At 67.4% G+C, this 21,021-nt stretch carries 19 protein-coding genes; 6 read left to right on the top strand and 13 right to left on the bottom strand.

Annotation, left to right across the window (positions count from 1 at the left end):
- The first annotated feature begins 4 nt into the window (after window positions 1-4).
- From JI745_RS21730 to JI745_RS21720, 3 genes are read left to right on the top strand one after another with little or no spacing between them, the layout of a single operon-like run.
- The gene (locus tag JI745_RS21730) at window positions 5-931 is read left to right on the top strand and encodes a GDP-L-fucose synthase (RefSeq protein ID WP_201811731.1); all 927 of its coding nucleotides are present in this window, start codon (window positions 5-7) and stop codon (window positions 929-931) included.
- Between the two features lie 33 nt (window positions 932-964).
- Window positions 965-2,086: a GDP-mannose 4,6-dehydratase gene (gene gmd / locus JI745_RS21725; RefSeq protein WP_201811729.1), complete on the top strand. Its 1,122-nt coding sequence runs from the start codon at window positions 965-967 to the stop codon at window positions 2,084-2,086.
- 13 nt (window positions 2,087-2,099) lie between these two features.
- Window positions 2,100-2,660 (top strand): D-glycero-beta-D-manno-heptose 1,7-bisphosphate 7-phosphatase, encoded by a 561-nt coding sequence (locus JI745_RS21720; protein ID WP_201811727.1) that lies wholly within the window; start codon window positions 2,100-2,102, stop codon window positions 2,658-2,660.
- A gap of 62 nt (window positions 2,661-2,722) precedes the next feature.
- On the opposite strand, the gene galE is transcribed toward JI745_RS21720, so the two are convergent.
- The 11 genes from galE to acpS all read right to left on the bottom strand — a co-directional run bounded on the left by galE (window position 2,723) and on the right by acpS (window position 15,698).
- Window positions 2,723-3,724: a UDP-glucose 4-epimerase GalE gene (galE, locus tag JI745_RS21715; RefSeq protein ID WP_201811725.1), complete on the bottom strand. Its 1,002-nt coding sequence runs from the start codon at window positions 3,722-3,724 to the stop codon at window positions 2,723-2,725.
- 32 nt (window positions 3,725-3,756) lie between these two features.
- The gene (locus tag JI745_RS21710; RefSeq protein WP_201811723.1) at window positions 3,757-4,491 is read right to left on the bottom strand and encodes a nucleotidyltransferase family protein; all 735 of its coding nucleotides are present in this window, start codon (window positions 4,489-4,491) and stop codon (window positions 3,757-3,759) included.
- Window positions 4,488-5,612 carry an NAD(P)-dependent oxidoreductase gene (locus tag JI745_RS21705; protein WP_201811721.1) on the bottom strand — a complete coding sequence of 375 codons (1,125 nt, stop codon included), beginning with the start codon at window positions 5,610-5,612 and terminating at the stop codon, window positions 4,488-4,490. The genes JI745_RS21710 and JI745_RS21705 overlap by 4 nt, the downstream gene beginning before the upstream one ends.
- A gap of 10 nt (window positions 5,613-5,622) precedes the next feature.
- Entirely contained in the window at window positions 5,623-6,621 is a 999-nt protein-coding gene (locus JI745_RS21700; RefSeq protein WP_201811719.1) for a GHMP kinase, read from the bottom strand.
- On the bottom strand, window positions 6,618-7,892 hold the full coding sequence (locus JI745_RS21695; protein WP_201811717.1) for a glycosyltransferase family 4 protein: 1,275 nt from the start codon (window positions 7,890-7,892) through the stop codon (window positions 6,618-6,620). The genes JI745_RS21700 and JI745_RS21695 overlap by 4 nt, the downstream gene beginning before the upstream one ends.
- Before the next feature lie 7 nt (window positions 7,893-7,899).
- A complete protein-coding gene (locus tag JI745_RS21690) occupies window positions 7,900-8,553 on the bottom strand; it encodes an SIS domain-containing protein (RefSeq protein ID WP_201811715.1) in 654 nt (217 codons plus the stop codon).
- A 153-nt stretch (window positions 8,554-8,706) separates the two neighbouring features.
- Window positions 8,707-10,680, bottom strand: coding sequence for an acyltransferase family protein (locus JI745_RS21685; RefSeq protein ID WP_201811713.1), 1,974 nt, complete (start codon window positions 10,678-10,680; stop codon window positions 8,707-8,709).
- On the bottom strand, window positions 10,677-12,434 hold the full coding sequence (locus tag JI745_RS21680) for an alpha/beta fold hydrolase (RefSeq protein ID WP_201811711.1): 1,758 nt from the start codon (window positions 12,432-12,434) through the stop codon (window positions 10,677-10,679). Before JI745_RS21680 ends, JI745_RS21685 begins: the two co-directional genes overlap by 4 nt.
- Complete coding sequence (locus tag JI745_RS21675) at window positions 12,431-14,962, bottom strand: glycoside hydrolase family 2 protein (protein WP_201811709.1); 2,532 nt, start codon at window positions 14,960-14,962, stop codon at window positions 12,431-12,433. Before JI745_RS21675 ends, JI745_RS21680 begins: the two co-directional genes overlap by 4 nt.
- Before the next feature lie 8 nt (window positions 14,963-14,970).
- Window positions 14,971-15,228 carry an acyl carrier protein gene (locus JI745_RS21670; protein WP_236675085.1) on the bottom strand — a complete coding sequence of 86 codons (258 nt, stop codon included), beginning with the start codon at window positions 15,226-15,228 and terminating at the stop codon, window positions 14,971-14,973.
- A complete protein-coding gene (gene acpS / locus JI745_RS21665; protein WP_201811707.1) occupies window positions 15,225-15,698 on the bottom strand; it encodes a holo-ACP synthase in 474 nt (157 codons plus the stop codon). Before acpS ends, JI745_RS21670 begins: the two co-directional genes overlap by 4 nt.
- A gap of 224 nt (window positions 15,699-15,922) precedes the next feature.
- Here acpS and JI745_RS21660 point away from each other — a divergent pair, with 224 nt between their 5' ends.
- The 3 genes from JI745_RS21660 to JI745_RS21650 are packed head-to-tail and all read left to right on the top strand — an operon-like array spanning window position 15,923 to window position 19,019.
- A complete protein-coding gene (locus tag JI745_RS21660; RefSeq protein WP_201811705.1) occupies window positions 15,923-17,107 on the top strand; it encodes an acyl-CoA dehydrogenase family protein in 1,185 nt (394 codons plus the stop codon).
- A complete protein-coding gene (locus JI745_RS21655; RefSeq protein ID WP_201811703.1) occupies window positions 17,107-18,009 on the top strand; it encodes an amino acid--[acyl-carrier-protein] ligase in 903 nt (300 codons plus the stop codon). The genes JI745_RS21660 and JI745_RS21655 overlap by 1 nt, the downstream gene beginning before the upstream one ends.
- Window positions 18,006-19,019, top strand: a complete 1,014-nt coding sequence (locus JI745_RS21650; RefSeq protein WP_201811700.1) for a DUF1839 family protein — start codon at window positions 18,006-18,008, stop codon at window positions 19,017-19,019. Before JI745_RS21655 ends, JI745_RS21650 begins: the two co-directional genes overlap by 4 nt.
- Here JI745_RS21650 and JI745_RS21645 read toward each other — a convergent pair.
- A complete protein-coding gene (locus JI745_RS21645) occupies window positions 19,016-19,702 on the bottom strand; it encodes a bifunctional 2-polyprenyl-6-hydroxyphenol methylase/3-demethylubiquinol 3-O-methyltransferase UbiG (RefSeq protein ID WP_201811698.1) in 687 nt (228 codons plus the stop codon). The two genes, JI745_RS21650 and JI745_RS21645, sit on opposite strands and share 4 nt — an antisense overlap.
- Window positions 19,699-20,994: a glycosyltransferase family 39 protein gene (locus JI745_RS21640; protein WP_201811696.1), complete on the bottom strand. Its 1,296-nt coding sequence runs from the start codon at window positions 20,992-20,994 to the stop codon at window positions 19,699-19,701. Before JI745_RS21640 ends, JI745_RS21645 begins: the two co-directional genes overlap by 4 nt.
- Window positions 20,995-21,021: the final 27 nt, after the last annotated feature.

Raw genomic sequence — 21,021 nt, 5'->3', positions numbered from 1 at the left:
CAGCATGGACAAGAACGCCAAGATCTACGTCGCCGGTCACCGTGGCATGGTGGGCAGCGCCCTCGTGCGTCGACTGAAGGCCGCGGGCTACACCAACATCGTGACCCGCACCCATGCCGAGCTCGACCTGCTCGACCAGAAGGCGGTGCATGCCTTCCTCGCGGCCGAGAAGCCCGACTACAGCTTCGTGGCAGCGGCCAAGGTCGGCGGCATCCAGGCCAACAACGTCTACCGCGCCGACTTCATCTACCAGAACCTGACGATCGAAGCCAACCTCATCCACGGCGCGCACCTCGCCGACGTGCAGCGGATGATGTTCCTCGGCTCCAGCTGCATCTACCCGCGCGACTGCCCGCAGCCGATCAAGGAAGACTACCTGCTGACCGGCCCGCTGGAATACACGAACGAGCCCTACGCCATCGCCAAGATCGCCGGCATCAAGCTCTGCGACAACTACAACCTGCAGTACGGCCGCCAGTACGTGAGCGTGATGCCCACCAACCTCTACGGCCCCAACGACAACTACGACCTCGCCAACAGCCACGTGCTGCCGGCCCTGCTGCGCAAAGCCCACGAGGCCCGCGAGCGGGGCGACAGCGAATACGTGGTCTGGGGCAGCGGCAACCCGCGCCGCGAGTTCCTCTACGTCGACGACTTGGCCGATGCCTGCGTGCACCTGGCCGAACAGGGCTACGCCGGCCCGCTGGTCAACATCGGCACCGGTGAGGACGTGACCATCCGCGAGCTGGCCGAGTCCGTCATGGCCACCGTGGGCTTCAAGGGCCGCATCGTGTTCGACAGCTCCAAGCCCGACGGCACGCCGCGCAAGCTGCTCGACGTGAGCCGCCTTGCCTCGCTCGGCTGGCGCGCCAAGACCAGCCTGCAAGACGGCCTGCGCCTCACCTACGAAACCGCGCCCTTCCGCCAGTAATTCCTCGACCGACCATCCTCACAGAGACCGATCATGTCCAACAAGAAAGTAGCCCTCATCACCGGCGTGACCGGCCAGGATGGCGCATACCTCTCCGAACTGCTTCTGAAGAAGGGCTACGAGGTGCACGGCATCAAGCGCCGCTCCAGCCTCTTCAACACCGACCGCATCGACCACCTCTACCAGGACCCGCACGTCGACAACAAGAACTTCATCCTGCACTACGGTGACCTGACGGACAGCACCAACCTGATCCGCATCATCCAGCAGGTGCAGCCCGACGAGATCTACAACCTCGCGGCCATGAGCCATGTGGCGGTGAGCTTCGAGACGCCCGAGTACACCGCCAATGCCGACGGCATCGGCACGCTGCGCATCCTGGAAGCCATCCGCATCCTCGGCCTCGAGAAGAAGACCCGCTTCTACCAGGCCAGCACCTCCGAGCTCTACGGCCTGGTGCAGGAGATCCCGCAGAAGGAAACCACCCCGTTCTACCCGCGCAGCCCCTATGCCGTGGCCAAGCTCTATGGCTACTGGATCACGGTCAACTACCGCGAGGCCTACGGCATGTACGCCTGCAATGGCGTGCTCTTCAACCACGAGAGCCCGCTGCGCGGCGAGACCTTCGTCACCCGCAAGATCACCCGCGCCATCGCCCGCATCGCGCTCGGCCTGCAGGACTGCCTGCACCTGGGCAACATGAGCGCGCTGCGCGACTGGGGCCATGCGCGGGACTACGTCGAGATGCAGTGGCTGATGCTGCAGCAGGACAAGCCCGAAGACTTCGTCATCGCGACAGGCGTGCAGTACAGCGTGCGCCAGTTCGTCGAGTTCGCCGCCAAGGAGCTGGGCGTGACCGTCACCTTCACCGGTGAAGGCGTCGACGAGATCGGCACCGTGACCAAGGTCGAGGGCGACAAGGCCAAGTGCAAGGTCGGCGACGTGATCGTGCGCGTGGACCCGCGCTACTTCCGCCCGACCGAAGTCGAGACGCTGCTCGGCGACCCCACCAAGGCCAAGCAGAAGCTCGGGTGGACGCCCAAGACCACGCTGCAGGAGCTCGTGGCCGAGATGGTCGAGGCCGACTACAACTCGGCCCGCCGCGACAGCCTGGTCAAGCTTGCCGGTTTCCAGGCCTACGACTACCACGAGTAAAGGCGGCAGGCGCATGGGCCGCCCTGCCCTCTTTCTTGACCGCGACGGCGTGATCAACATCGATCACGCCTACGTGCACAAGCGCGAGGACTTCGACTTCGTCGACGGCATCTTCGACCTCGTGCGCACGGCACGCGCGCGCGGCCACCTCGTCTTCGTGATCACCAACCAGGCCGGCATCGGCCGCGGCAAGTACACCGAAGCCGATTTCCACGCCCTCACCGAGTGGATGTGCGGCGAGTTCGCGTCGCGGGGCGCGCCCATCGACAAGGTGTATTTCTGCCCGTACCACGCCGAGCACGGCATCGGGCACTACAAGGCCGAATCGCCGTTCCGCAAGCCCAACCCCGGGATGATCCTGCAGGCGGCACAGGAGTTTGACGTCGACCTAGCGGCCTCGGTGCTGCTGGGCGACATGGAGACCGACATCCTGGCCGGTGCGCGCGCAGGCGTCGGCCGCACGCTGCTTTTCCGCCCGCCGGGCCATCCGCAACCGGCGACGACACAGGCCCACGCCGTCGTTTCGGCGCACGCGGAAGTGCAGGCCTTCCTGCCGCAGCACGTGGCTGCCTGATCCACTGCGCTCCATGAAAAGGCGCCCTTCGGGGCGCCGTTTTCCTTTAGCCTGCACCGCGCTCAGCGCTGTGCCTTCACCTTGTCGGCGTAGCCCTTCGGGTACTTCTGATGCCAGGCCCATGCCGTCTCGACGGTGCGCTTGATGTCGTAGAACTCGGGCTTCCAGCCCAGCTGCGTCTTGAGCTTGGTCGGGTCGGCGACGAGCGCCGGCGCATCGCCCGGGCGGCGGGCCGTGACCTGCAGCGGGATCTTCCTGCCGGTGACCTCTTCGCAGGCACGGTGCACTTCCTTCACCGACTGGCCGTTGCCGGTGCCGATGTTGAAGACCTCGGCCGTCGTCGGCGTGGTTGCCATGATGGCCAGCATGTGGGCCTGCGCCAGGTCGTCGGTGTGCACGTAGTCGCGGATGCAGGTGCCGTCTGGGGTGGGGTAGTCGTCGCCATAGAGCATCAGCTTGTCGCGCTGGCCGAGGGCCACCTGCAGCAGCAGCGGGATCAGGTGCGTCTCGGGGTCGTGCGCCTCGCCGAACTCGCCGTCGCGGTCGGCGCCCGAGGCGTTGAAGTAGCGCAGCAGCGTGAAGCCCAGGCCGTAGGCGTGCGCGAAGTCGCGGATCATCCACTCGACCGCCAGCTTGGTGCGTGCGTACGGGCTACACGGGATCTGCGCGGCGGTCTCGTTCATCGGCACCACCGGGTTGTCGCCATAGGTGGCGCAGGTGCTGGAGAACAGCATGCGGTTGACGCCCGCCTGGCGCATCGCACGCAGCAGGCTCAACGTGCCGGCGATGTTGTTGTTGTAGTGGTGGTCGGGGTTGGTCACCGATTCGCCCACGTAGGTGGCGGCAGCGAAGTGCATCACGGCTTCGCTGCCGTGGTCCTTCATCAGCTTCGTCAGCGCCGCCGTGTCGGCAATGTCGCCCTTGACCAGCTTGCCCGCGGGCACGGCGGCTTCATAACCTTCCGAGAGGTTGTCGAAGGCAATCGCATCGTGGCCCTCGGCCAGCAACTTGCGCAGGCACGCACTGCCCACATAGCCCGCTCCGCCCGTCACCAGCACTTTCATGTCTTGTCCTCTTGTCCTTGATCAGGTCTCAATCAGTTGAATCGCCCCGCGAAGACACGGGGTGCAGCCGCACGCGCCGCCTCCAGCGCGTCGAGGTTGCCGATGTCGCGGTGGTAGCCCTCGTGCACATGGCCTTGCATGCGGCCCACGAACTTCGGCAGCACGTCGAAGCCGAGGTCGAAGGCCTTTGCATCGGCCATCTCGCGCCACGCATCGGCGGTCACCGCATACACGCCCGCATTCGCCAGGTCCGACTTCGGCTCCGCCGGCTTCTCGACGAAATCGACGATGCGACCGGTGACGTCGACCTCGGCAATGCCGCAGGCCTTCGGGTTCGGCGCGTGGAACAGCAGCATCGTCATGGGCAAGCCATGTGCCCGGTGGCTGGCCATGAAGGTGCTCAGGTCCAGGCTCGACAGGTTGTCCGCGTAGATGATGAGCACGTCATCGGCCCCGTCGGCCCAGGCCCGGTTGTGCGCCACCGTGCCCGCCGAACCCAGAAGCGTCGGCTCGTAGGCCTCGACGGCGTTGAAGCCTTCGGCGCGCTTGGCATCGAGGAACGCCCGCACCGCATCGGGCAGGTGGTGGTTGTTCACCAGCACGTCGGTGATGCCGGCCGCACGCAGCGCCTGGAACCAGTAATCCAGCAAGGGCCGACCGGCAATCTCGACCAGGCACTTCGGCACGGTGTTCGTCAGCGGACGCAAGCGTGTGCCGAGGCCGCCGGCCAGCAGCACTGCCTTGGTTTTCCGCTGGGTCGCGTTCACGCCTTGTTGACGTCGCGCACGACGTTGAGCGCGGCCATCTGCTGGTTGCAGTAGTCGAGGATCTGCGCTGCGTTGTCGGCGGTCGACAGCCAGGCCTTGTAAGCCTCGACGCTCTGGTGCACCGTGCGCGTCGGCTTCCAGCCGAGCGACTTGAGCTTGCTCACGTCGGAGCAGATGTGGCGCGTGTCGCCGAAGCGGAACTTGCCGCAGGGCTGGGCCTGGTAGCCCTTGGCACCGAAGACCTCGGCCACGACGGTCGCGAACGAGGCCACCGTGTGCGCCTTGTCGCCGCCCACGTTGAACATCTCGTAGTCCGCACGCTCGTCGCGCAGCACGAGCAGGTTGGCGTCGACCACGTCCTGCACGTTCACGAAGTCGCGCACCTGCTGGCCGTCTTCGTAGATCATCGGCTCGCGGCCGAGGTGGAAGCTCAAGGAAAACACGCGGCAGGCGCCGCTGTACGCGTTGTAGAAGCTCTGGCGCGGCCCCTGCACGATCGAGTAGCGCATCGCCACGCTCGGGATGCCGTAGCGCTTGCCAAGCGAGAGCGCCACACGCTCTTCGGCGATCTTCGACAGGCCGTACTGGTTCTGCGGGTTGGCGACCGTCTCGTCGGTCGGCTGCCATTGCAGCGGACCGCTGAAGCCCTTGGGCGCCTGCACCTCCCACACGCCACGCTCGAGCTGCTCCGTCGGGCGGATGTCGGGTAGCACAGCCTTGCCATTGGCATCGTGATAAAGACCTTCGCCGAGCGCCGCCTGGCTGGAGGCCACGATCACCTTCTTCACCGGCAGCTTCTCGCGCACGATCAGCTCGTAGATCAGCGCGGTGCTGGTCACGTTGACGTCGAAGAAGCGGCTGAAGGTCGGCAGGTAGTCCTGGAAGGCGGCCAGGTGGTAGACATAGTCGCTGCCGCGCAGCGCATCCAGCAGCACCGCTTCGTTGCGCACGTCGCCTTTGATGAACTCGATGCGCGGGTCGAGGTAGGCCGGCTTGGCATGGCCGGGGTGCACCGGCTCTTCCAGCGAGTCGAGCACACGCACCTGGTAGCCCTCGCGCAGCAGCGCGTCGGCGGTGTGGGAACCGATGAAGCCGGCACCGCCGGTGATGAGCACTCTCATGGGTCTGGCTTTACTGGTTGTGCAGCAGGCGCTGATGGTCGCTGATGAAGATGACACGGCCGCCGCGGCGGTCGATGTCGAGCGTCAGCTCGCGTGGGTTGCCCAAGGCATCGCGGATCAGGTTGTGGCGCTCCTTGGGCGCCACGAGCAGCAGGAATCCACCCCCGCCGGCGCCCAGCAGCTTGCCGCCCTGGGCGCCCAGCTTGCGCGCCTGCTCGTACCAGGCGTCCACACGCTCCATGCTGATGCCGAAGCCGAGCGAGCGCTTGAGCTCCCAGCCCTGGTGCAGCAGCTTCGCAAATTCGTCGAGGCCGTTGGCGCCGGTGATGGCCACGCGCATCTCCTGCGCGAGGTCGCGCATCGCGCGCAGCACCGGCATGCGGTCTTTCGTGCCTTCGCTCTGGCGCTTCAGGATGCCGTCGGCATCGCGCTGCTGCTCGGTGTAGAGCAGCATCATGCGGCTCGACAGTTCCTTCATCGTCTCGGCCGGGGCCGGCACCGGCTCCACGTCGACGGTGTCGTCGGGGTTGAAGCGGATGTAGTTGAGGTTGCCGAAGGCGGCGGCGTACTGGTCCTGTTTGCCGATCGGCTTGCCGAGGATGTCGATCTCGATCTTGCAGGCCTGTTCGGCGACGTTCTTCGCGCTGATGATCTGGCCCTTGTAGGCGTAGAGCGCCTGCAGCAGGCCCACGGTCAGCGAGCTCGACGAGCCCATGCCCGTGCCGGCGGGCACGTCGCCCACGGTGGTGATCTCGATGTGGCGGCTCAGGCCGGTGATCTTGAGCGCCTCGCGCACCAGCTCGTGCTGGATGTCGTTGACCGACTCGGCAATCTCCACCTTGGTGTAGGCCACGCGCGCCGTCTTCTCGAAACGCGGGCTCACCGTCACGTACATGTGCTTGTCGATGGCCATCGACAGCACGGCGCCGAATTCCTGGCGGTAGAAGGCCGGCAGGTCGGTGCCGCCGCCGGCGAAGCTCACCCGGTACGGGGTTTGCGAAATGATCATGTCGTCACCCTGGTTGGCGTGGCCGAGCCGGTGCTGCGCTGGCCGGGGGCCGAGGCAGACAGGCTCTGGCGGAATTTGTCGATCAACGGCTCGAGGCAGTTGTTCAGGTCGAAGGTTTTCTTGAGCAGTTGCTGGCCGCGCTCGGACAGGCGCGCTGCCAGTGCGGGGTCATGCATCAATCGGGCCATCGCATCGGCAAGCTGCGCCGGCTGGTTGGGATCGACGAGCAGGCCGGTGTCTTCATGCTGCAGCAGGTCGGGGATGCCGACCAGGCGCGTCGAGATCGCCGGCAGGCCGCTCGCCATCGCTTCCATGATCATCTGCGGCAGGCCGTCGACGTCGCCATCGCTCGCCCACACGCACGGCAGCACATAGACGTCGCCTTCGTGCATGAAGTCGACGATCTTTTCCTGCAGCAAGGCCTTGCCGGTCACGCTGATGCGGTCGGCGAGATCGAGGCGCTTGATCTGGGCGTTGAGATCCGCTTCGAGCGGGCCGCTGCCGCCGATCACGCACTCGAACTTCTCGCCACGGTCCGCGAGGATCTTGCAGGCGTCGATGAGGTCGGAGAAGCCTTTCTTCTCGACCAGGCGGCCTGACGAGACGATGCGGTAGACCTTGTTCGGGTCCCGCGCGGCCGTCGGCGGGTAGAACCACGAGAGGTCGATGCCGCAGTAGGCGATCACCAGTTGCTCCGGCCGCGCACCGTGCTTCAGGTAGAAGTCGCGGTGGAAGGTGGAGATGCAGATGATGAAGTTGGCGCGTTCGATCTTGTCGAGCAAGGCGCTGCGGTTGCGGAAGAGGTCGGTCGCATGACCCGTCCAGCTGAACGGCGCATCGAGCAGCCACGCGCCATACATCGCGATCGTGCCGCAGGAGTTGATCCACTGCGAATGGATCTGCGAGACCTTGCGTCCGCTCTTGAGGATGCCCGTTGCCCAATGCACCGCGACGACGAGGTGCGCAATGCCCGCGAGCCGCGCACGGATGTGTTCGCGGCGGCCGAAGAAGGCATTCCACAGTGCAGAGAAGAATCGCCCGCGGAAGCGGAGCGGCGCTGCCAGCAACGAGAAGAACATCGCCACCAGCGGCAGCGGGTACATCAGCTCGGTGCGGCGGTTCATCGCCACCGCCCAGTCGGAGTCGTGCAGCAGCTTGTCGGGCGCACGCATCGCGTGCAGCGCCACCGGGATGCCGGCGGCTTCGACGCGGCTCAGCTCGTTGGCAACCCAGGCGTTGCCGATGCCGTTTTGCGTGACGTAGTGGATCACCGCGGCATCACTTGCGCTGCTTCAGGTAGAACGCGAGGATCGAACCGGCGGCCATGTGCATGTCTTCGATCACGCCGTACTGGTCGCTTTCCACGTGGAAGCAGATATCGACGTCCTTGCGCAGCTTGCCGCCGGTGAAGCCGGTGAGGCCGACGGTGGTGGCGCCGACGCTCTTTGCATAGTCGTTGGCCTTGAGCACGCTGGGCGAGTTGCCCGAGCCCGAAATGATGACGACAAGATCACCCTTGCCGCAGAGGTTGCGCAGCTGGCGTGCAAAGAGCTCGTCGTAGCCGAGGTCGTTGCCGATGGCCGTCATGAAGGCGGTGTTGTCGTTGAGCGAGATGCAGCGGATGAGCGGCTTGCCCACACGCTCGGCGGTCTTGGACCAGTCGGTGGCGATGTGCGAGGCGGTGGCCGCCGAGCCGCCGTTGCCCATCACGAAGATCGTCTTGCCCGACTTCTCGACCTTCTCGATGGCTTTCGCGATCTTCTCGAGCGCGGCGTAGTCGAAACGCTCCCACTGCTCGAGTTCACGGTCGCGGTACCACTCGGCAAAGGCTCGCACCGACAGGCCGCCAGGGCCCGTGCCCGTCATGTTGGAAGCCGCCAAACCCGGCGTCTTTTTCTCTTGGATCTTGGGGGCCTTGGCCAGCTTGCTCATGAGGTTCTTTCGCTTCTGTGTGTGGATCGGAAAGCTCAAAAGATTGTATTGGCGAGAGCTCTCGTAACCGCTTGGCAACAAGCCCCGCGTGACCCCCTGAGTGAGCGGGGACCAACGCCCGGGCGCGACATTCCGCACACAGCGCACGGTGCCTCAGGACGACGAGACGAAGCGTGCGAACAGGTCGGCCTGCTGTTCGATCCACAGGGGGTCGAAATGGCTTTCGTCGAAGTAGATCGGGCGTTTCAAAGTCTCGTCATAAACGCGACACCACACCGGCCCGCACAAGCGATCGCGCAGGCTCACGCGTTGGAAGCGCGGGCTCGACTCGAACCCCTTGAACAAGGGTTCGGTCCAGGCCGTCTGTGCCTGCAGGGCCGCCAGCGGCAGGGCAAGGCGCACCTCGCCGTACCAGAACTGCTCGCGGGCCACGCGCTCGGCCACGCGAAGCCGTGATTCGGGCGCGCTGTCGACGAGCACCACGGTCTTGCCCTTGGCAAGCGTGGCCGCCATCACGCTGCGAAGCTCGTCGAGCACCAGGCTTTGCTTGGCCGACAAAGTCGCCGGCACGGAGCACGCCGACGCGTCGGCCAGGTGGCAATACGGCGCACCGGCGAGGCCGATCGTCGCCCAGCGCGCGGAGACGATCACGGTGTCGATGTCGGGCGACTGTGCCCTGTCCCACGCCTGCGCGGCATAGGCTTCGCAGTGGTAACCCGGCTGCATGCGGCGCATGCGTGGCACCGGTGGGCACTCGGCGGCGGTGTAGAACTCGATGGACCGCCGGCTGTGTGCGACGAACCACGGATAGAAGTGCTCGGCGTGCGAGTCACCGATGACAAGCGTGCGCGGCAGGCCGGAGCCTTTGTCGAGCAGGCAGGGCTTGATGTCGTGAGGGGGCTTCTTGAAATTGCTGCAGGCCTCCGGGAAGTAGCGCGACATCACCTCGGTCTCGTAGTCCGCATGGAAATCACCGCGGCCCGGCTTGCGTGACGAAAGCCCGTCGGTGCCCATGACGAGCGCCACGACACCCCCGGCGAGCAGCATCGCCACGAGCGGGCCAGCCAAGAGACGCCAGCTGCCCCGGGCGCGGCGCTGCATCGGCCGCTCGACCCAGGCATACGAGGCCCAGCCCAGCAGCACGGCGCCGACCACGACGCCCACGGCGCTGAGCACCGGGTGCTGGTGTGGGATCTCCGTCATGCGCAGGCCGACGATCAACGGCCAATGCCAGAGGTAGATCGAATACGACCACAGCCCCAGGCGCTGAAGCACCGGGTGGCCCAACAGGCGGTTGTCGGCCTGCGCGACCACAACCATCACGGTGCCCAGCACCGGCAACACGAGCCAGGCACCCGCGCCCACGCTGCGCACCCGTGCCAGGGCCATCAGGAGCGCCGCCACGAGCACGAGCCCCACGCCGAGGCGGCTGACCCAGGGACGCCAACGCGGCGCGAGCGGCGTGGCGGGCAAGAGAAACGCGAGGGCACCCGCCAGCAGTTCCCACATGCGAGCGGGCAGCAGGAAGAAGCCGCTTTCTGCACCGCGCCGCGACAGGACCAGGTGCCACGCAAGCGAGGCCAGCAGCACCACGCCCAGCACCGCTGCGGCGCGATGGCGTCGCAGCGCTGGGGTGCTCCCACGCAGCAGCAACACCAGCAGCAGCGGGTACAGCAGGTAGAACTGCCACTCGACCGACAGCGACCAGGTGTGCAGCAGCCACAGCGAATCGCCCGCGTGCGTGATGTAACCGCTGTGCGAGAGGAAGTAGTGGTTCGAGACGAAGGTGAGTGCCCTCGCCCCCTGCTCGGCCACGCGCAACAGGTCGAAGGGCGGCAACCAGGCCCCGCCGGCAAGCAGCAGAACCGTCACCAGCGCCGCCAGCGCCGGCCAGATGCGCGCCGCTCGCCTTGCGAGGTAGTCGAGGTAGCTGAACTGCGCCGCGGCCATGCCCTGCCACACCATGCGCGTCATGAGGTAGCCCGAGAGCACGAAAAAGACGTCGACGCCGATGAAGCCGCCGCCCGCACCCTTGGCCTGCAGGTGGAACGCCACCACGAGCACGACAGCGATGCCGCGCAGGCCGGTGAGGTCGGCACGATAGCCCTCCCCGTGCGGCACGCTCATGCCGTGCGGGGCCCCAGGCGGTCCAGCAGCGCCACCAGGCGCTCACGTGCTTCGAGGCGGGTGAAGGTGTGGTCCGCATCGGGCACGAAATCGAGCGAGGCCAGCTGGCGCTCGAGCAGCCGGTCGATCGCCTGGCCGCCCTGCCGGCGCAGCAGCTCATAGCCCGGCGCCTTCGCGGCGAACACGAAGCGCAGGCGGATCCCCCGCTGCACCGCCTGCGTCAGCTCCGCCGCGAGGTCATCGCGAATCGGCACGTGCAGCGCACGCGCCAGCCGCAGCAGGTGCGGGGCCACGTGGCTCCACGCGCGCCGCAGGGCGACCTCGACGATCACACGCGCATCGAGTTCGCCGCGCAGCAGCTTCAGCCAGGGCTCGCGGGTGAAGAGCTTGTCGCGGTAGCGCGAGGTCAGGGCGCCGAGCTCGTAGTCCTTCACGTCGCTCAGCGTGTCGCCGTCATGCCAGAAATAGGTGAGTGGGTTGATGACCGTCGACGACGCCACCGGCTGCCCCGCCACCGCGGCCTTGAAGGCGTGGTAGCCGCCAGAGCACAGGCCCAGCAGGTGGCACTCGCCCGCACCCAGTCCATCGCGCAGATAGGCGAGCGCATCCGCAACGTCCTGCATCGCATGGGCGGAATAGACGACGTTCTCCGGTGCGCCCGGGCGCGCCGCACTGTCGCCCACGCCGGAGAGGTCGATGCGCAGCACCGTCACCCCGCGCGCCGCCCATTGGCGAGCAAGGCGCACCCACAGTCGGTTGGGGCCGATGTGGTGCACCGCGCCCGAGTTGAGCATCAGCACCGCCGGCCGCCCCCGCGGGCGCGGGCCTGTGTCAGGCTCGGTGAGCACGCCGAAGAGAGAAGCCGAGCCGCCCGCCGAGAGGCACACCGGCGTCTCGCGCACACCTGCGCGGGTGAGGTGCAACACGCTGTGGTCAGACAAGGGTTTCGGCGCCACGGCGGGCAAGCCGAGCGTGGCATCCCACAGCGCCACGGTGCGCACCACGCCGTCCACCATCTGCAGCGGCACTTCGGCACGCTGCGGGTCTGCGGTCATCGCAGCGTAGCCCGGCCAGCGCTCGACCTGGACCTGCACGCCCTGCCGTTGCAGCTCGGTGTGCCAGTCGAGGCCGGACTCCAAGTCGTCACGCTCGACGATGAGCACGCGAGGCGCCGGCGGCTGCGGCAGTCGCCGCAAGTCGATCTGGGACAGATAGGCCTCGGTGCCGCGGGTCATCACGAAACCGGCGGACTCCAGCACGTCGAGTGGCGAGGTACCGGCTGGCGATTCCGATTGCCCGAGCATCCTCAGCTCGCGGATGTAGCCGCGGCCGCGCACGACCGGGGCGATGGCCACCAGGCCGGCCACGTCGTCGCGCGAACCGGCCGCCAGGGCCGCCAAGGTGGCACCGAGGCGCACGCCCAGCAGCACGACCTGCTGCACACCCGCCGCAGCCTTCAAGGTGTCGATGGCCGCGCCCACGCCGGCCAGCCAGCGTGCCGGCACGTCGGGGTCGAACTCGTCACCGTCGGAATCGCCGCAGCAGGCATGGTCGAACCGGAGTGTGGGGTGGCCGGCTTCGCTCAAGGCGGTGGCGAAGTGGCGCAGGCTCCGGTGGGCGCAGACCTCCTCGAACCCGTAGGGGTTGCACACGACCACGCCGATGCCGCGCCGCTTGTCGTGCTCCGGCAGGTGCAGCCAGCCGAAGAGCCGGGCCCCGTCGGGCCCGAAATAGAACGGCTGCGCCTGGCTCATGTCGGCACCGAGATCGCCACGGGCCGGATTGCGTTCGCGGCCCACACCGAGCCTTTCAACGCGCGCCCGCTCGGTGCCGAAACGCGCCGCAGGGCGATGCGACGCGATGCCCCCGGGGCGAGATGGAAGTCGTTGTCGGCGGGCTGGTGTTCGTCCACATCGATGTGCACGAACTGGGCACAGCGCGTCGTGCTCAGGTGCAGTTCTCCGCGGGCCGGGTCGAAGCGGGCCTCGAGCCCCAGTTCCTGCGGCGCGAGCGAGCGTTCGCCGGGAAAGTGGAAGGCCTCGCCGATCGTCTCGCCTTGCACGGCCATCGTGACGTGCACCAGGCTCACCGGCGGGGGCCCGAAGCGGTAGGCATACGAGACGTCGGTGAACCCCGAGAGCCGCTCGGCCAACGCGTGGCTGACGCCGCTGCGCGCCGGGACCGCGAGCGGAAACCCGGCCTCCGCGACGAGGGTTTCGCCGTTGCCGTACAGACGCAGCGTGAGCTCGCACGACAGCGGCGAGGCGCGCTCGTTGATGACATGCACCGCCACGCCGTTCATGCCTTCATCGGTGAGCAGCACGGCGACGGGTTGCAGCGTGCGCTGCAACGCGTGATAGCACGCCTTGGGCCGGCCGGCGTCGTCGACGAGCCCCCAGCCGGCACCGGCCCACAGGTCCCGCAGGAACCACACCAGCGCCCCACCGCAACGCGACGCGGGCCGGCGCCACTCGCTGAAGGCCGCGGCCATCACCTCGCCCGTCACCACACGGCTGAGTGCGAGGTAACGGTCGTGGTCGACCGAGCGCAGGCGCACCGGGTCCAGGCCCCAGAGCGACGCGAGGTAGTGGTCTCGCACGTCTTCGAAATCCCAGCCGGCGCTCAGGTCGCGCGGCGTGCGCTCCTTCCATGCCGGGTGATGCACGCGCAGCGCATGGCCACCGGGCATGCGGCCGACGGTGCGCTCGTCCGGCACGTTGGCGAAGGCCAGGCACTCGGTGGCAAAGCTGAGGTCGGAGCGGCGGGCGTCGTCCAGCGGCCGCAGGTAGGCGCCCACGCCGTAGTACGACGCCGTGCCGGCATCGGCCTGGTGGGGAAACGCGCCGCCGTGTGCACTCGAGGGCCAGTACGGCACCTCCGGCAGTGCCGCTTCAACCCACCCGCGCAAGGTGGTGTCGAACAGTCCCTGGGACCACAGTTCACGCGGCGCCCCCCACATCGCCGCCTGCTGCTCGGCTTCGCTGTTGCCGCAGACGACCGCGATGCAGGGATGGCCGCGCCAGCGGGCGAGCTGCTGTGCGGCTTCTGCACGCACGCTGTCGAGAAAGCCGGCGTCCTGCTCCGGGTAGTCCATGTTGGCGAACATGAACTCCTGCCACACGAGCACGCCGAGCGCATCGCAGGCCTCGAAGAACGGCGTACCTTCGTAGACCATGGTGCCGCCGACGCGGAGCATGTTCATGCCGGCGTCACGCGCCTGCTGCACGGCTGCCCGCAGCGATGACGGGGCGCTGACGAGCGACACCGGGTCGAGCGGCGTCCAGCAGGCACCGCGGCAGAACACCGGCACCCCGTTGACGCGCAGGTGGAAGCGGCCACCGCTCGTGTCGGACTCCACGCGGCGAAAGCCGATCGGGCTGAACGCATGGACCAGCGGCGCGGCCCCGCGGCGGTGAACGAGGAGCCGCACCTCGTACAAGGCCGGCTCGCCGTGGGTGTGCGGCCACCACAGGGCCGGATGGTCCAGACTGAGCATGGCCTCGAAGCGACCGTTGCGCGGCGCAAGCGGGGTGCGCCATCCTTCGCCGCCACGTGCCAGTTCGAGCTCGACACGATCGACCTCGTCGCCCGCGCCCGGGGGCAGGCCGCAGCTGGCTCGCACATGCCCTCGGCCCGCGGGGTCCAGTGTTGAACTCACTTGCGGATCGAGCAGGCGGAGCGTCGGGCGGCGCTCCCACCAGATGCCGCCGACCGGGCCGACGGGCGACGCCGACGGTGACCACCCGGGGGTGCGCCCGAGCAAGGTGGTGCGGTGCCAGCGCAGCTGTTGCTGCACCACCATCGGCGTGCGCCAGCGAGGCCTCGGCCGCTTCTCGCCGAGGACGGCATCAAGCGCCTGAAACCGGATGGCAAGCTGGTTGGCGGCGGGCTTCAGGTGGGCAGACACCTCGCACTCGTGCACGAGGTACATGTTGCTGCTGCGCAGGATCAGTTGCCCGTTGAGCCACACCTCGGCCACCGTGGCCAGGCCATCGAAGCCCAGCCAGAACGGCTCGGCTGGATCGCGCGCCGGCACGTCGAAGCTCGTGCAGAACCACCAGTCTTCGGCGTCGAAGCGGCGAGGCGGTCCGTCGAGCGACCAGCGGCCGGCACCGCGCAGCATCGCCGCCGCCGTGCCCAGGCGCGGCGCCGAGACCCAGGCCTCGGCGGGCAGTTCTTCCAGTTGCTGGGGGGAGGCACACCGGCCTGGCTCGGTGGCACAGAGTCGCCACCCTTCGACCAGCGCCACCCGCTGGCGCTCGCCTGGGGCAGCGGGTGTCATTTCAAGTCTCAAGCGTGCGTGAGTTCGGCGACGGCATCGCGGATCGATGCAACGCTGGTGAAGACGCTGCGCTTGAGCATGTGGTCGGCGAATTCGACGTCGAACGCGCTTTCCAGGGCGAGCATCACGTTGACGCTCGCGTGTGAGGTCATGCCTGCTTGATAAAGATCGGTGGTGGGGCCGATCTGGTCCAGGGGCTTGTTCAGGCGGGCGTGGTCGCGCAGCACTGCCCGGATCTTGTCTTCTATCTCTTCTGCGGTGTTCATGTCGTACCTCGGGCAATCTGCTGCGTTGTCGATTTTTCGGAAAACGGTGCCGCCAGTGCCGTCACAACTGCAGCGGCAAAGTCGCCATCGTGGCTCAGGCTGAGCGCGATCTCGCTCACCCCCAGCCGCTCGGCCTGTTCTGCCGCTCGGCCGTGCAGCGCCAGGCGGCATGCACCATTGGGCAATTTCTGGACCTCGATGTCGCGCCAGCTCACACCGGCTTCTGCCAGGTCGAAGGCCTTGATGGCGGCCTCCTTTGCCGCGAACCGAACGGCCAGGCGCTCGGCAGTCTGGCCCTCGCCGGACGCGGCATACGCGATCTCGTCGTCACTGAAGAGACGTTGAGCGAAACGAGGGCCGAAACGTTCCATCGATTCGCTCACACGGCGCACATCCACCACGTCCAGCCCGACACGAAGCCGTGCCGAAGGCGGCGAAGCGACATGGAGTTGAGCGATCGTCTGGGACATGGCTGGTTCAATCCTGCGAGCAGGCAACACTGGCTAGCATGGGTGATCCTGCCTCTCTGTGAAATCCCCTTCATAGAGGGGGTCATGGGTTTCGTCCCATGTCCTAGGGAGCCTCTTAGCGAGCGCGCCTGCATCTGCGGGGTGCGGTGAACCGAGGGCGGGCGCTATCCTTGCCCGATTGCTTGATGCCGACCGTTCGCACGGCTTGCACGGCGGCCCTCTACATGAGCGCACCCACTTCCCATTTCGACAGTCTGCTCAACGCCACGCGCGAGATCAGCACCTCCGTCGCAACGCAACATGCGGCCGACGTGGATGCCCAGGCGCGCTTCCCCTCGGAAACGATCGCGGCGCTGCGCGCTGCCGGCGTGCTGGCCGCACCGGTTCCGCAGCGCTTCGGCGGCGCGGGCTGTTCGATGCAGCAACTGGCCCTCCTGTGCGCGACCCTCGGACAAGGCTGCGGCTCCAGCGGCATGGTGCTTGCCATGCACTACAACCAGGTCGCCTGCCTGGTGCGACATGGAGCCGAGGACACCTTCTTTGCACAGTACCTGCGTGACATCGTCAGCCATCAGATCCTGCTCGCGTCGATGACGTCGGAAGTGGGCACCTTCGGCGATACCCGTTCGAGCGTTTGCGCCGTCGAACGGCAGGGCGAGCGCTTCGTGCTGAACAAAGACGCGACCACTGGTTCGTACTGTGCCCACGCGGACGCCATCCTCGTGACCTGCCGCCGCGATGCCGACGCGGCCAGCAGCGACCAGGTGCTCGTGCTGGTGAAGCGTGAAGATGCCACGCTCACGCAGACCACCACCTGGGACACCCTGGGCATGCGCGGCACCTGCAGCCCCGGCTTCAGGCTCGAATCGTCGGGCCCCGCCGAGCAGATCGTGCCTGGCACCTTCGCCGACATTTCGGCGCAGACCATGGTGCCGTATTCGCACATCCTCTGGTCGGCACTGTGGTGGGGCATCGCGGCAGACGCGGTCGCGCGCGCCGCCGCCTACGTGCGCGGCGAGGCCCGCAAGAAGCCGGGCACCGTGCCGCCCACCGCCACGCGCCTGGCCGAAGTCTTGACGCAGTTGCAGGCGATGAGATCGCAATGGCAATCGCTGGCACAGGCCTTCGACGACATCGCCGATCACCCCGAGGCCGAGCAGGAACTGTCGGGCATGGCCTGGGCCCTGCGCCTGAACAACCTCAAGATCGCCTGCTCCGACGCCGCGCCGCAGATCGTGCACCGCGCGCTCCAGATCCTCGGCGTGCTCGGCTACAAGAACGACAGCCCGTTCAGTCTGGGCCGCCACTACCGCGACGTGCTGTCCGCGTCACTGATGATCTCGAACGAACGCATCGCCGCGAAGAGCGCGTCGATGCTGCTGGTACACAAGGACACGCTGGGCATCTGATGTACGACATCGACAACTTCTACCAGGGCCTCGTCGCCCACGGCCTCATCCTCCCCACCGGCGTGCGCGGCGGCTACGGGCGCGGGCCGGTGTTTGAGAAGATCCTGCGCGGCTTCAACGAGCTGGTGTCGCGCGTGGCGGCACCCGACGGCGCAGAAGAGCTGATGTTCCCGCCCATCGTGGCGCGCCAGCTGATCGAGAAGGTCGGCTACATGAACAGCTTTCCGCAGCTTGCGGGCTCGGTGCACAGCTTCTTCGGCAGCGAGACGCAGGCGCACGAGATCACCGCGCGCACCCAGGCGGGCGAGCGCTGGGAAGACCTGCTCGACATCACCGAGGTGATGCTCACGCCCGCGGCGTGCTACCCGGTCTACCCGATCTTCAGCGGCCTCTTGCCGCAAGGCGGCCGGCTGGTCACCGTGCTGAACTGGGTCTACCGCCACGAGCCCTCCGACGAGCCGACGCGCCTGCAGTCGTTCCGCATGCGCGAATTCATCCGCGTCGCCAGTTCCGACGAGGTGGTGCAGTGGCGCAACGACTGGCTGCAACGTGCCCTCGAGCTGCTGCGCGGCCTCGGGCTCGATGCGCGCAGCGACATCGCCTCCGATCCGTTCTTCGGACGCGCCGGCAAGATGATGGCGGCCAACCAGCTCGACCAGCGGTTGAAGTTCGAGATCCTCGTGCCCGTCATCTCGCTGGAGAAACCCACCGCCATCTGCTCGTTCAACTGGCACCAGGAGCACTTCTCGGGCAAGTTCGGCATCCGCAATGCCGACGAGTCGCTGGCAAGCACCGCCTGCCTGGGCTTCGGCCTCGAGCGGGTGACGCTCGCCCTCATCAAGACGCACGGCTTCGACCCGGCGACCTGGCCGCAACCGGTGCGAGAAGCCTTGTCGCTGTGAGCCTGCCCTCGCCCGTCGCCGCCGTGCCCGGCCTGTCGGCGCAGGCCTATGCGCGCCACGCGCTGCATGCCGAGGATCGGGTGTGGGTGGAGAAGAACTGCTACGTCGACGTCTGGATCGAGCTGCTGAATGTGCTGGAGCTCGAACCGCTGGCGCTGATGCCGTTCACGCTGGCGGTCGACTTCGAAGGCGACCAGTGGACCTTCTTCAAGCCGTCGCTCGACGAGCTGCGCCTGCTCTACGGCATCGACGTGCAGGAGCTCAACGTGTGGCGGCCCCTGCTCGACCACGCGCTGGAGCATTTGCCGCGCGGGCGTTTGATCTCGGTCGAGGCCGACGCCTTCTGGTTGCCCGACACCGTCGCCACCGACTACGGCCAGCAGCATGTGAAGACGACCATCGTGCTCAACGAGCTCGACCTCGCCGGACAACGCCTGGGCTACTTCCACAACGCCGGCTACTTCGCGCTGGAAGGCGAGGACTTCCGGCAGCTGTTCCGCCTCGACGGCCGCGAAGGTGCCGGGCGCCTGCCGCTGTACGCCGAGATGATCCGCACCGACCGGCTGCTGCGCCGACCCGATGTCGAGCTGCGGCGCCTGGCACTCGGGTTGCTGCGCACGCATGCCGCGCGGCGGCCCGTCGACAACCCTGTGCACCGCTTCGCGCAGCGACTGGAGGCCGAGCTTCCACGGCTGCATGAGCAGGGCCTCGCCCACTACCACCTGTGGGCCTTTTCGACCGTGCGCCAGCTGGGCGCGGCGTTCGAGCTGGCGGCCGCCTGCCTGCGCTGGGTCGATCCCTCAGGGGGCGCCGCCTGGACTGGCGCGGCGGAGCACTTCGAGCAGATCGCGAACGACAACAAGGCCTTGATCCTCAAGCTCGCACGCGTGGTGAGTGCGCGGCGAAGCTTCGATGCGGCCGCCACGCTGGCCCCGACGGTGCAGGCCTGGAGCGAGGGCATGCGCCTGCTCGACGAGGCGCTGGCGGAGCGATCTACCGAAGACGCCTAGGCGTCGGCCTTGCGCTGGAAGACGAGCGTCCAGTGCCCGTACCAGAGCATGTCGCGGCGGCTGCGGTGCACACAGGACATGCCGGGGTCGGTGACCCATGACTCGACCTGCTCCGGGCTCGCGTGGTGCACCCACTGCTTGGCCATCACGAGGTCGTGCAGCCGGTTGGCGGTGGCGCGCCACAGCGGCTGGGTCACCATGTCCTTGATGATGAGGCGCGCGCCGGGGGGCGTGGCCGCGCAGAGGTCGCGGATGAACTGTGGCTGATGGGGCGGCGGGATGTGGTGGATGACGTCGATCGCCGACACCACTGTCCAGTCGCCGTGCGGGATGCCCTGCTCGACCGAACGCACGGCGAAATGCAGCAGGTCAGGATCGTGGAGGCGTTGACGGGCGACGTTGGCGGTGGCGATCGCGTCTTCGGCCACGTCGAAGCCCACGCCGCGGCGCAGCTTGTCGAAGCTCGCCAGGAACAGCAGGAAGAGGCCCGAGCCGCAACCGACATCGAGCACCTGGGAGTCGCGCGGCACGAGGTCGATCACCTCGGCGAACGGACAGATGTAGGGCCGGAGCGGCTGCACCAGGCGCCAGCGCCAGTGCTGGCCGGCGTAGTAGCTGCGTGACAGCTCGGCCAGGCCGGCCGGCGTCTTGACGGGGAACGTGGATCCTAGCTGCGCGCTCATCGTGAAGCCTCCGTAGCCAGGACGGGCGTCGAGGCCCGCTGGCGCTTCAGCAGCGTCGCGATGGCAATGCCACCGAGCGCTGCGACTGATGTCATGGTGACCAGGTGATACCGCTCGCCGCTGACGACCACCGCGTGCACGGTGCTGAAGAAAAGCATCAGCAAGGGCAGCGGCGACAACAGCAGGCGACGGTGGGTGCGACTGTACGCGAGCATCGCGGCGCCAATGGCAAAGAGCCCGAAGATGAACGCCCAGCTCAGCTGCGTGAAGCGCTTGAGCCACAACACTGCATCGGCGCCGAAGGTCTTGGTGATGCCGTACATGTTCCACAGCACGCCGCAGGACTCGTTGTTGTACAAGCGCACGAGCTTGAGGAAGCTTCTCTGCACGAAGGCGAGCGGGTCGTCGAGGATGTACTGCTTGGCCAGCGCACCCAGCACCTTGTCGCGCTCGTAGTCGTTCAGCGCCTTGACGTCTTCTGGGAACTGCATGAAGAGGCCATCGGTGCCGGGCGCGTTGCCCATCCAGAGGGTCGCACCGCCATTGGTCGAGACCAGCACGAAGTGGCCGTAGAGCTGGTAGTTGCGCCAGGTCCACGGCGAGACGGTGATGAGCAGCACCACACCGGACACCACGGCCAGCAGCAACTGCTCGCGCACGCGCTCGCGGTTCCATCCGTACGACAGCACCATGGCCACCGCATACACGCCTGGCACCAGCACTGCGAAGGGCCGCACGAGCGTTGCCATGCCCAGCAGCAGGCCGGCGATGACGGCGCGCGCCCAGACGTTCAGGCGCGGGGCGGTCCAGGCGTCGAGCGCGCCCACCACCAGAAGCACGAAGAGCTGCTCGCTGAGCAGCAGCGTGGTCAGCGTCACGAGCGTCGGCCACACCGCGAGCAGCAACGCAGCCCAGAGCGCCGCCTGGGCCCCGAAGAAGCGCGCGATCACGCGCGCCGAGCAGATGATGAGCCCCACCGCGATGGCGAGGTTGGCGACGATGACGCCGGTGTAGTGAAGGCCGAAGAGCTTGTAGATGCCCGCGTAGAAGATCGAGGTGCCGGGCGGCCAGAAGGCGAACGGCTCGTCCTTCGTCCACCCGAACACACCGTGGTGGTACAGCGTGCGCGCGAAGGTGTCGTAGGCCAGCACGTCGCTCTGCGGAATCACCGGGATGAGCAGCGCCCACACGATGCGCAACAGCAACGCCAGGCCGAGGATGGCCACCAGCTTGCGCGCGTCGAGCGCGCCATCATTGGCGGGAAAGGCGATGGGCGTCGAAGAGGCGGACATGGGGCGGTGGCGTGGTTGTTCGTGGTG

The sequence above is a fragment of the Piscinibacter sp. HJYY11 genome (genome assembly GCF_016735515.1).
Lineage (GTDB): Bacteria > Pseudomonadota > Gammaproteobacteria > Burkholderiales > Burkholderiaceae_C > Rhizobacter.
This window is presented reverse-complemented; position numbering and strand designations above follow the sequence as displayed.

What these genes read in the sequence shown, in the direction of transcription:
- JI745_RS21730 (WP_201811731.1), top strand. Translation starts at nt 5, where the DNA reads ATGGACAAGAACGCCAAGATCTACGTCGCCGGTCACCGTGGCATGGTG.
- gmd (WP_201811729.1), top strand. Translation starts at nt 965, where the DNA reads ATGTCCAACAAGAAAGTAGCCCTCATCACCGGCGTGACCGGCCAGGAT.
- JI745_RS21720 (WP_201811727.1), top strand. Translation starts at nt 2,100, where the DNA reads ATGGGCCGCCCTGCCCTCTTTCTTGACCGCGACGGCGTGATCAACATC.
- galE (WP_201811725.1), bottom strand. Translation starts at nt 3,724, where the DNA reads ATGAAAGTGCTGGTGACGGGCGGAGCGGGCTATGTGGGCAGTGCGTGC.
- JI745_RS21705 (WP_201811721.1), bottom strand. Translation starts at nt 5,612, where the DNA reads ATGAGAGTGCTCATCACCGGCGGTGCCGGCTTCATCGGTTCCCACACC.
- JI745_RS21700 (WP_201811719.1), bottom strand. Translation starts at nt 6,621, where the DNA reads ATGATCATTTCGCAAACCCCGTACCGGGTGAGCTTCGCCGGCGGCGGC.
- JI745_RS21690 (WP_201811715.1), bottom strand. Translation starts at nt 8,553, where the DNA reads ATGAGCAAGCTGGCCAAGGCCCCCAAGATCCAAGAGAAAAAGACGCCG.
- JI745_RS21685 (WP_201811713.1), bottom strand. Translation starts at nt 10,680, where the DNA reads ATGAGCGTGCCGCACGGGGAGGGCTATCGTGCCGACCTCACCGGCCTG.
- JI745_RS21680 (WP_201811711.1), bottom strand. Translation starts at nt 12,434, where the DNA reads ATGAGCCAGGCGCAGCCGTTCTATTTCGGGCCCGACGGGGCCCGGCTC.
- JI745_RS21675 (WP_201811709.1), bottom strand. Translation starts at nt 14,962, where the DNA reads ATGACACCCGCTGCCCCAGGCGAGCGCCAGCGGGTGGCGCTGGTCGAA.
- JI745_RS21670 (WP_236675085.1), bottom strand. Translation starts at nt 15,228, where the DNA reads ATGAACACCGCAGAAGAGATAGAAGACAAGATCCGGGCAGTGCTGCGC.
- acpS (WP_201811707.1), bottom strand. Translation starts at nt 15,698, where the DNA reads ATGTCCCAGACGATCGCTCAACTCCATGTCGCTTCGCCGCCTTCGGCA.
- JI745_RS21660 (WP_201811705.1), top strand. Translation starts at nt 15,923, where the DNA reads ATGAGCGCACCCACTTCCCATTTCGACAGTCTGCTCAACGCCACGCGC.
- JI745_RS21655 (WP_201811703.1), top strand. Translation starts at nt 17,107, where the DNA reads ATGTACGACATCGACAACTTCTACCAGGGCCTCGTCGCCCACGGCCTC.
- JI745_RS21645 (WP_201811698.1), bottom strand. Translation starts at nt 19,702, where the DNA reads ATGAGCGCGCAGCTAGGATCCACGTTCCCCGTCAAGACGCCGGCCGGC.
- JI745_RS21640 (WP_201811696.1), bottom strand. Translation starts at nt 20,994, where the DNA reads ATGTCCGCCTCTTCGACGCCCATCGCCTTTCCCGCCAATGATGGCGCG.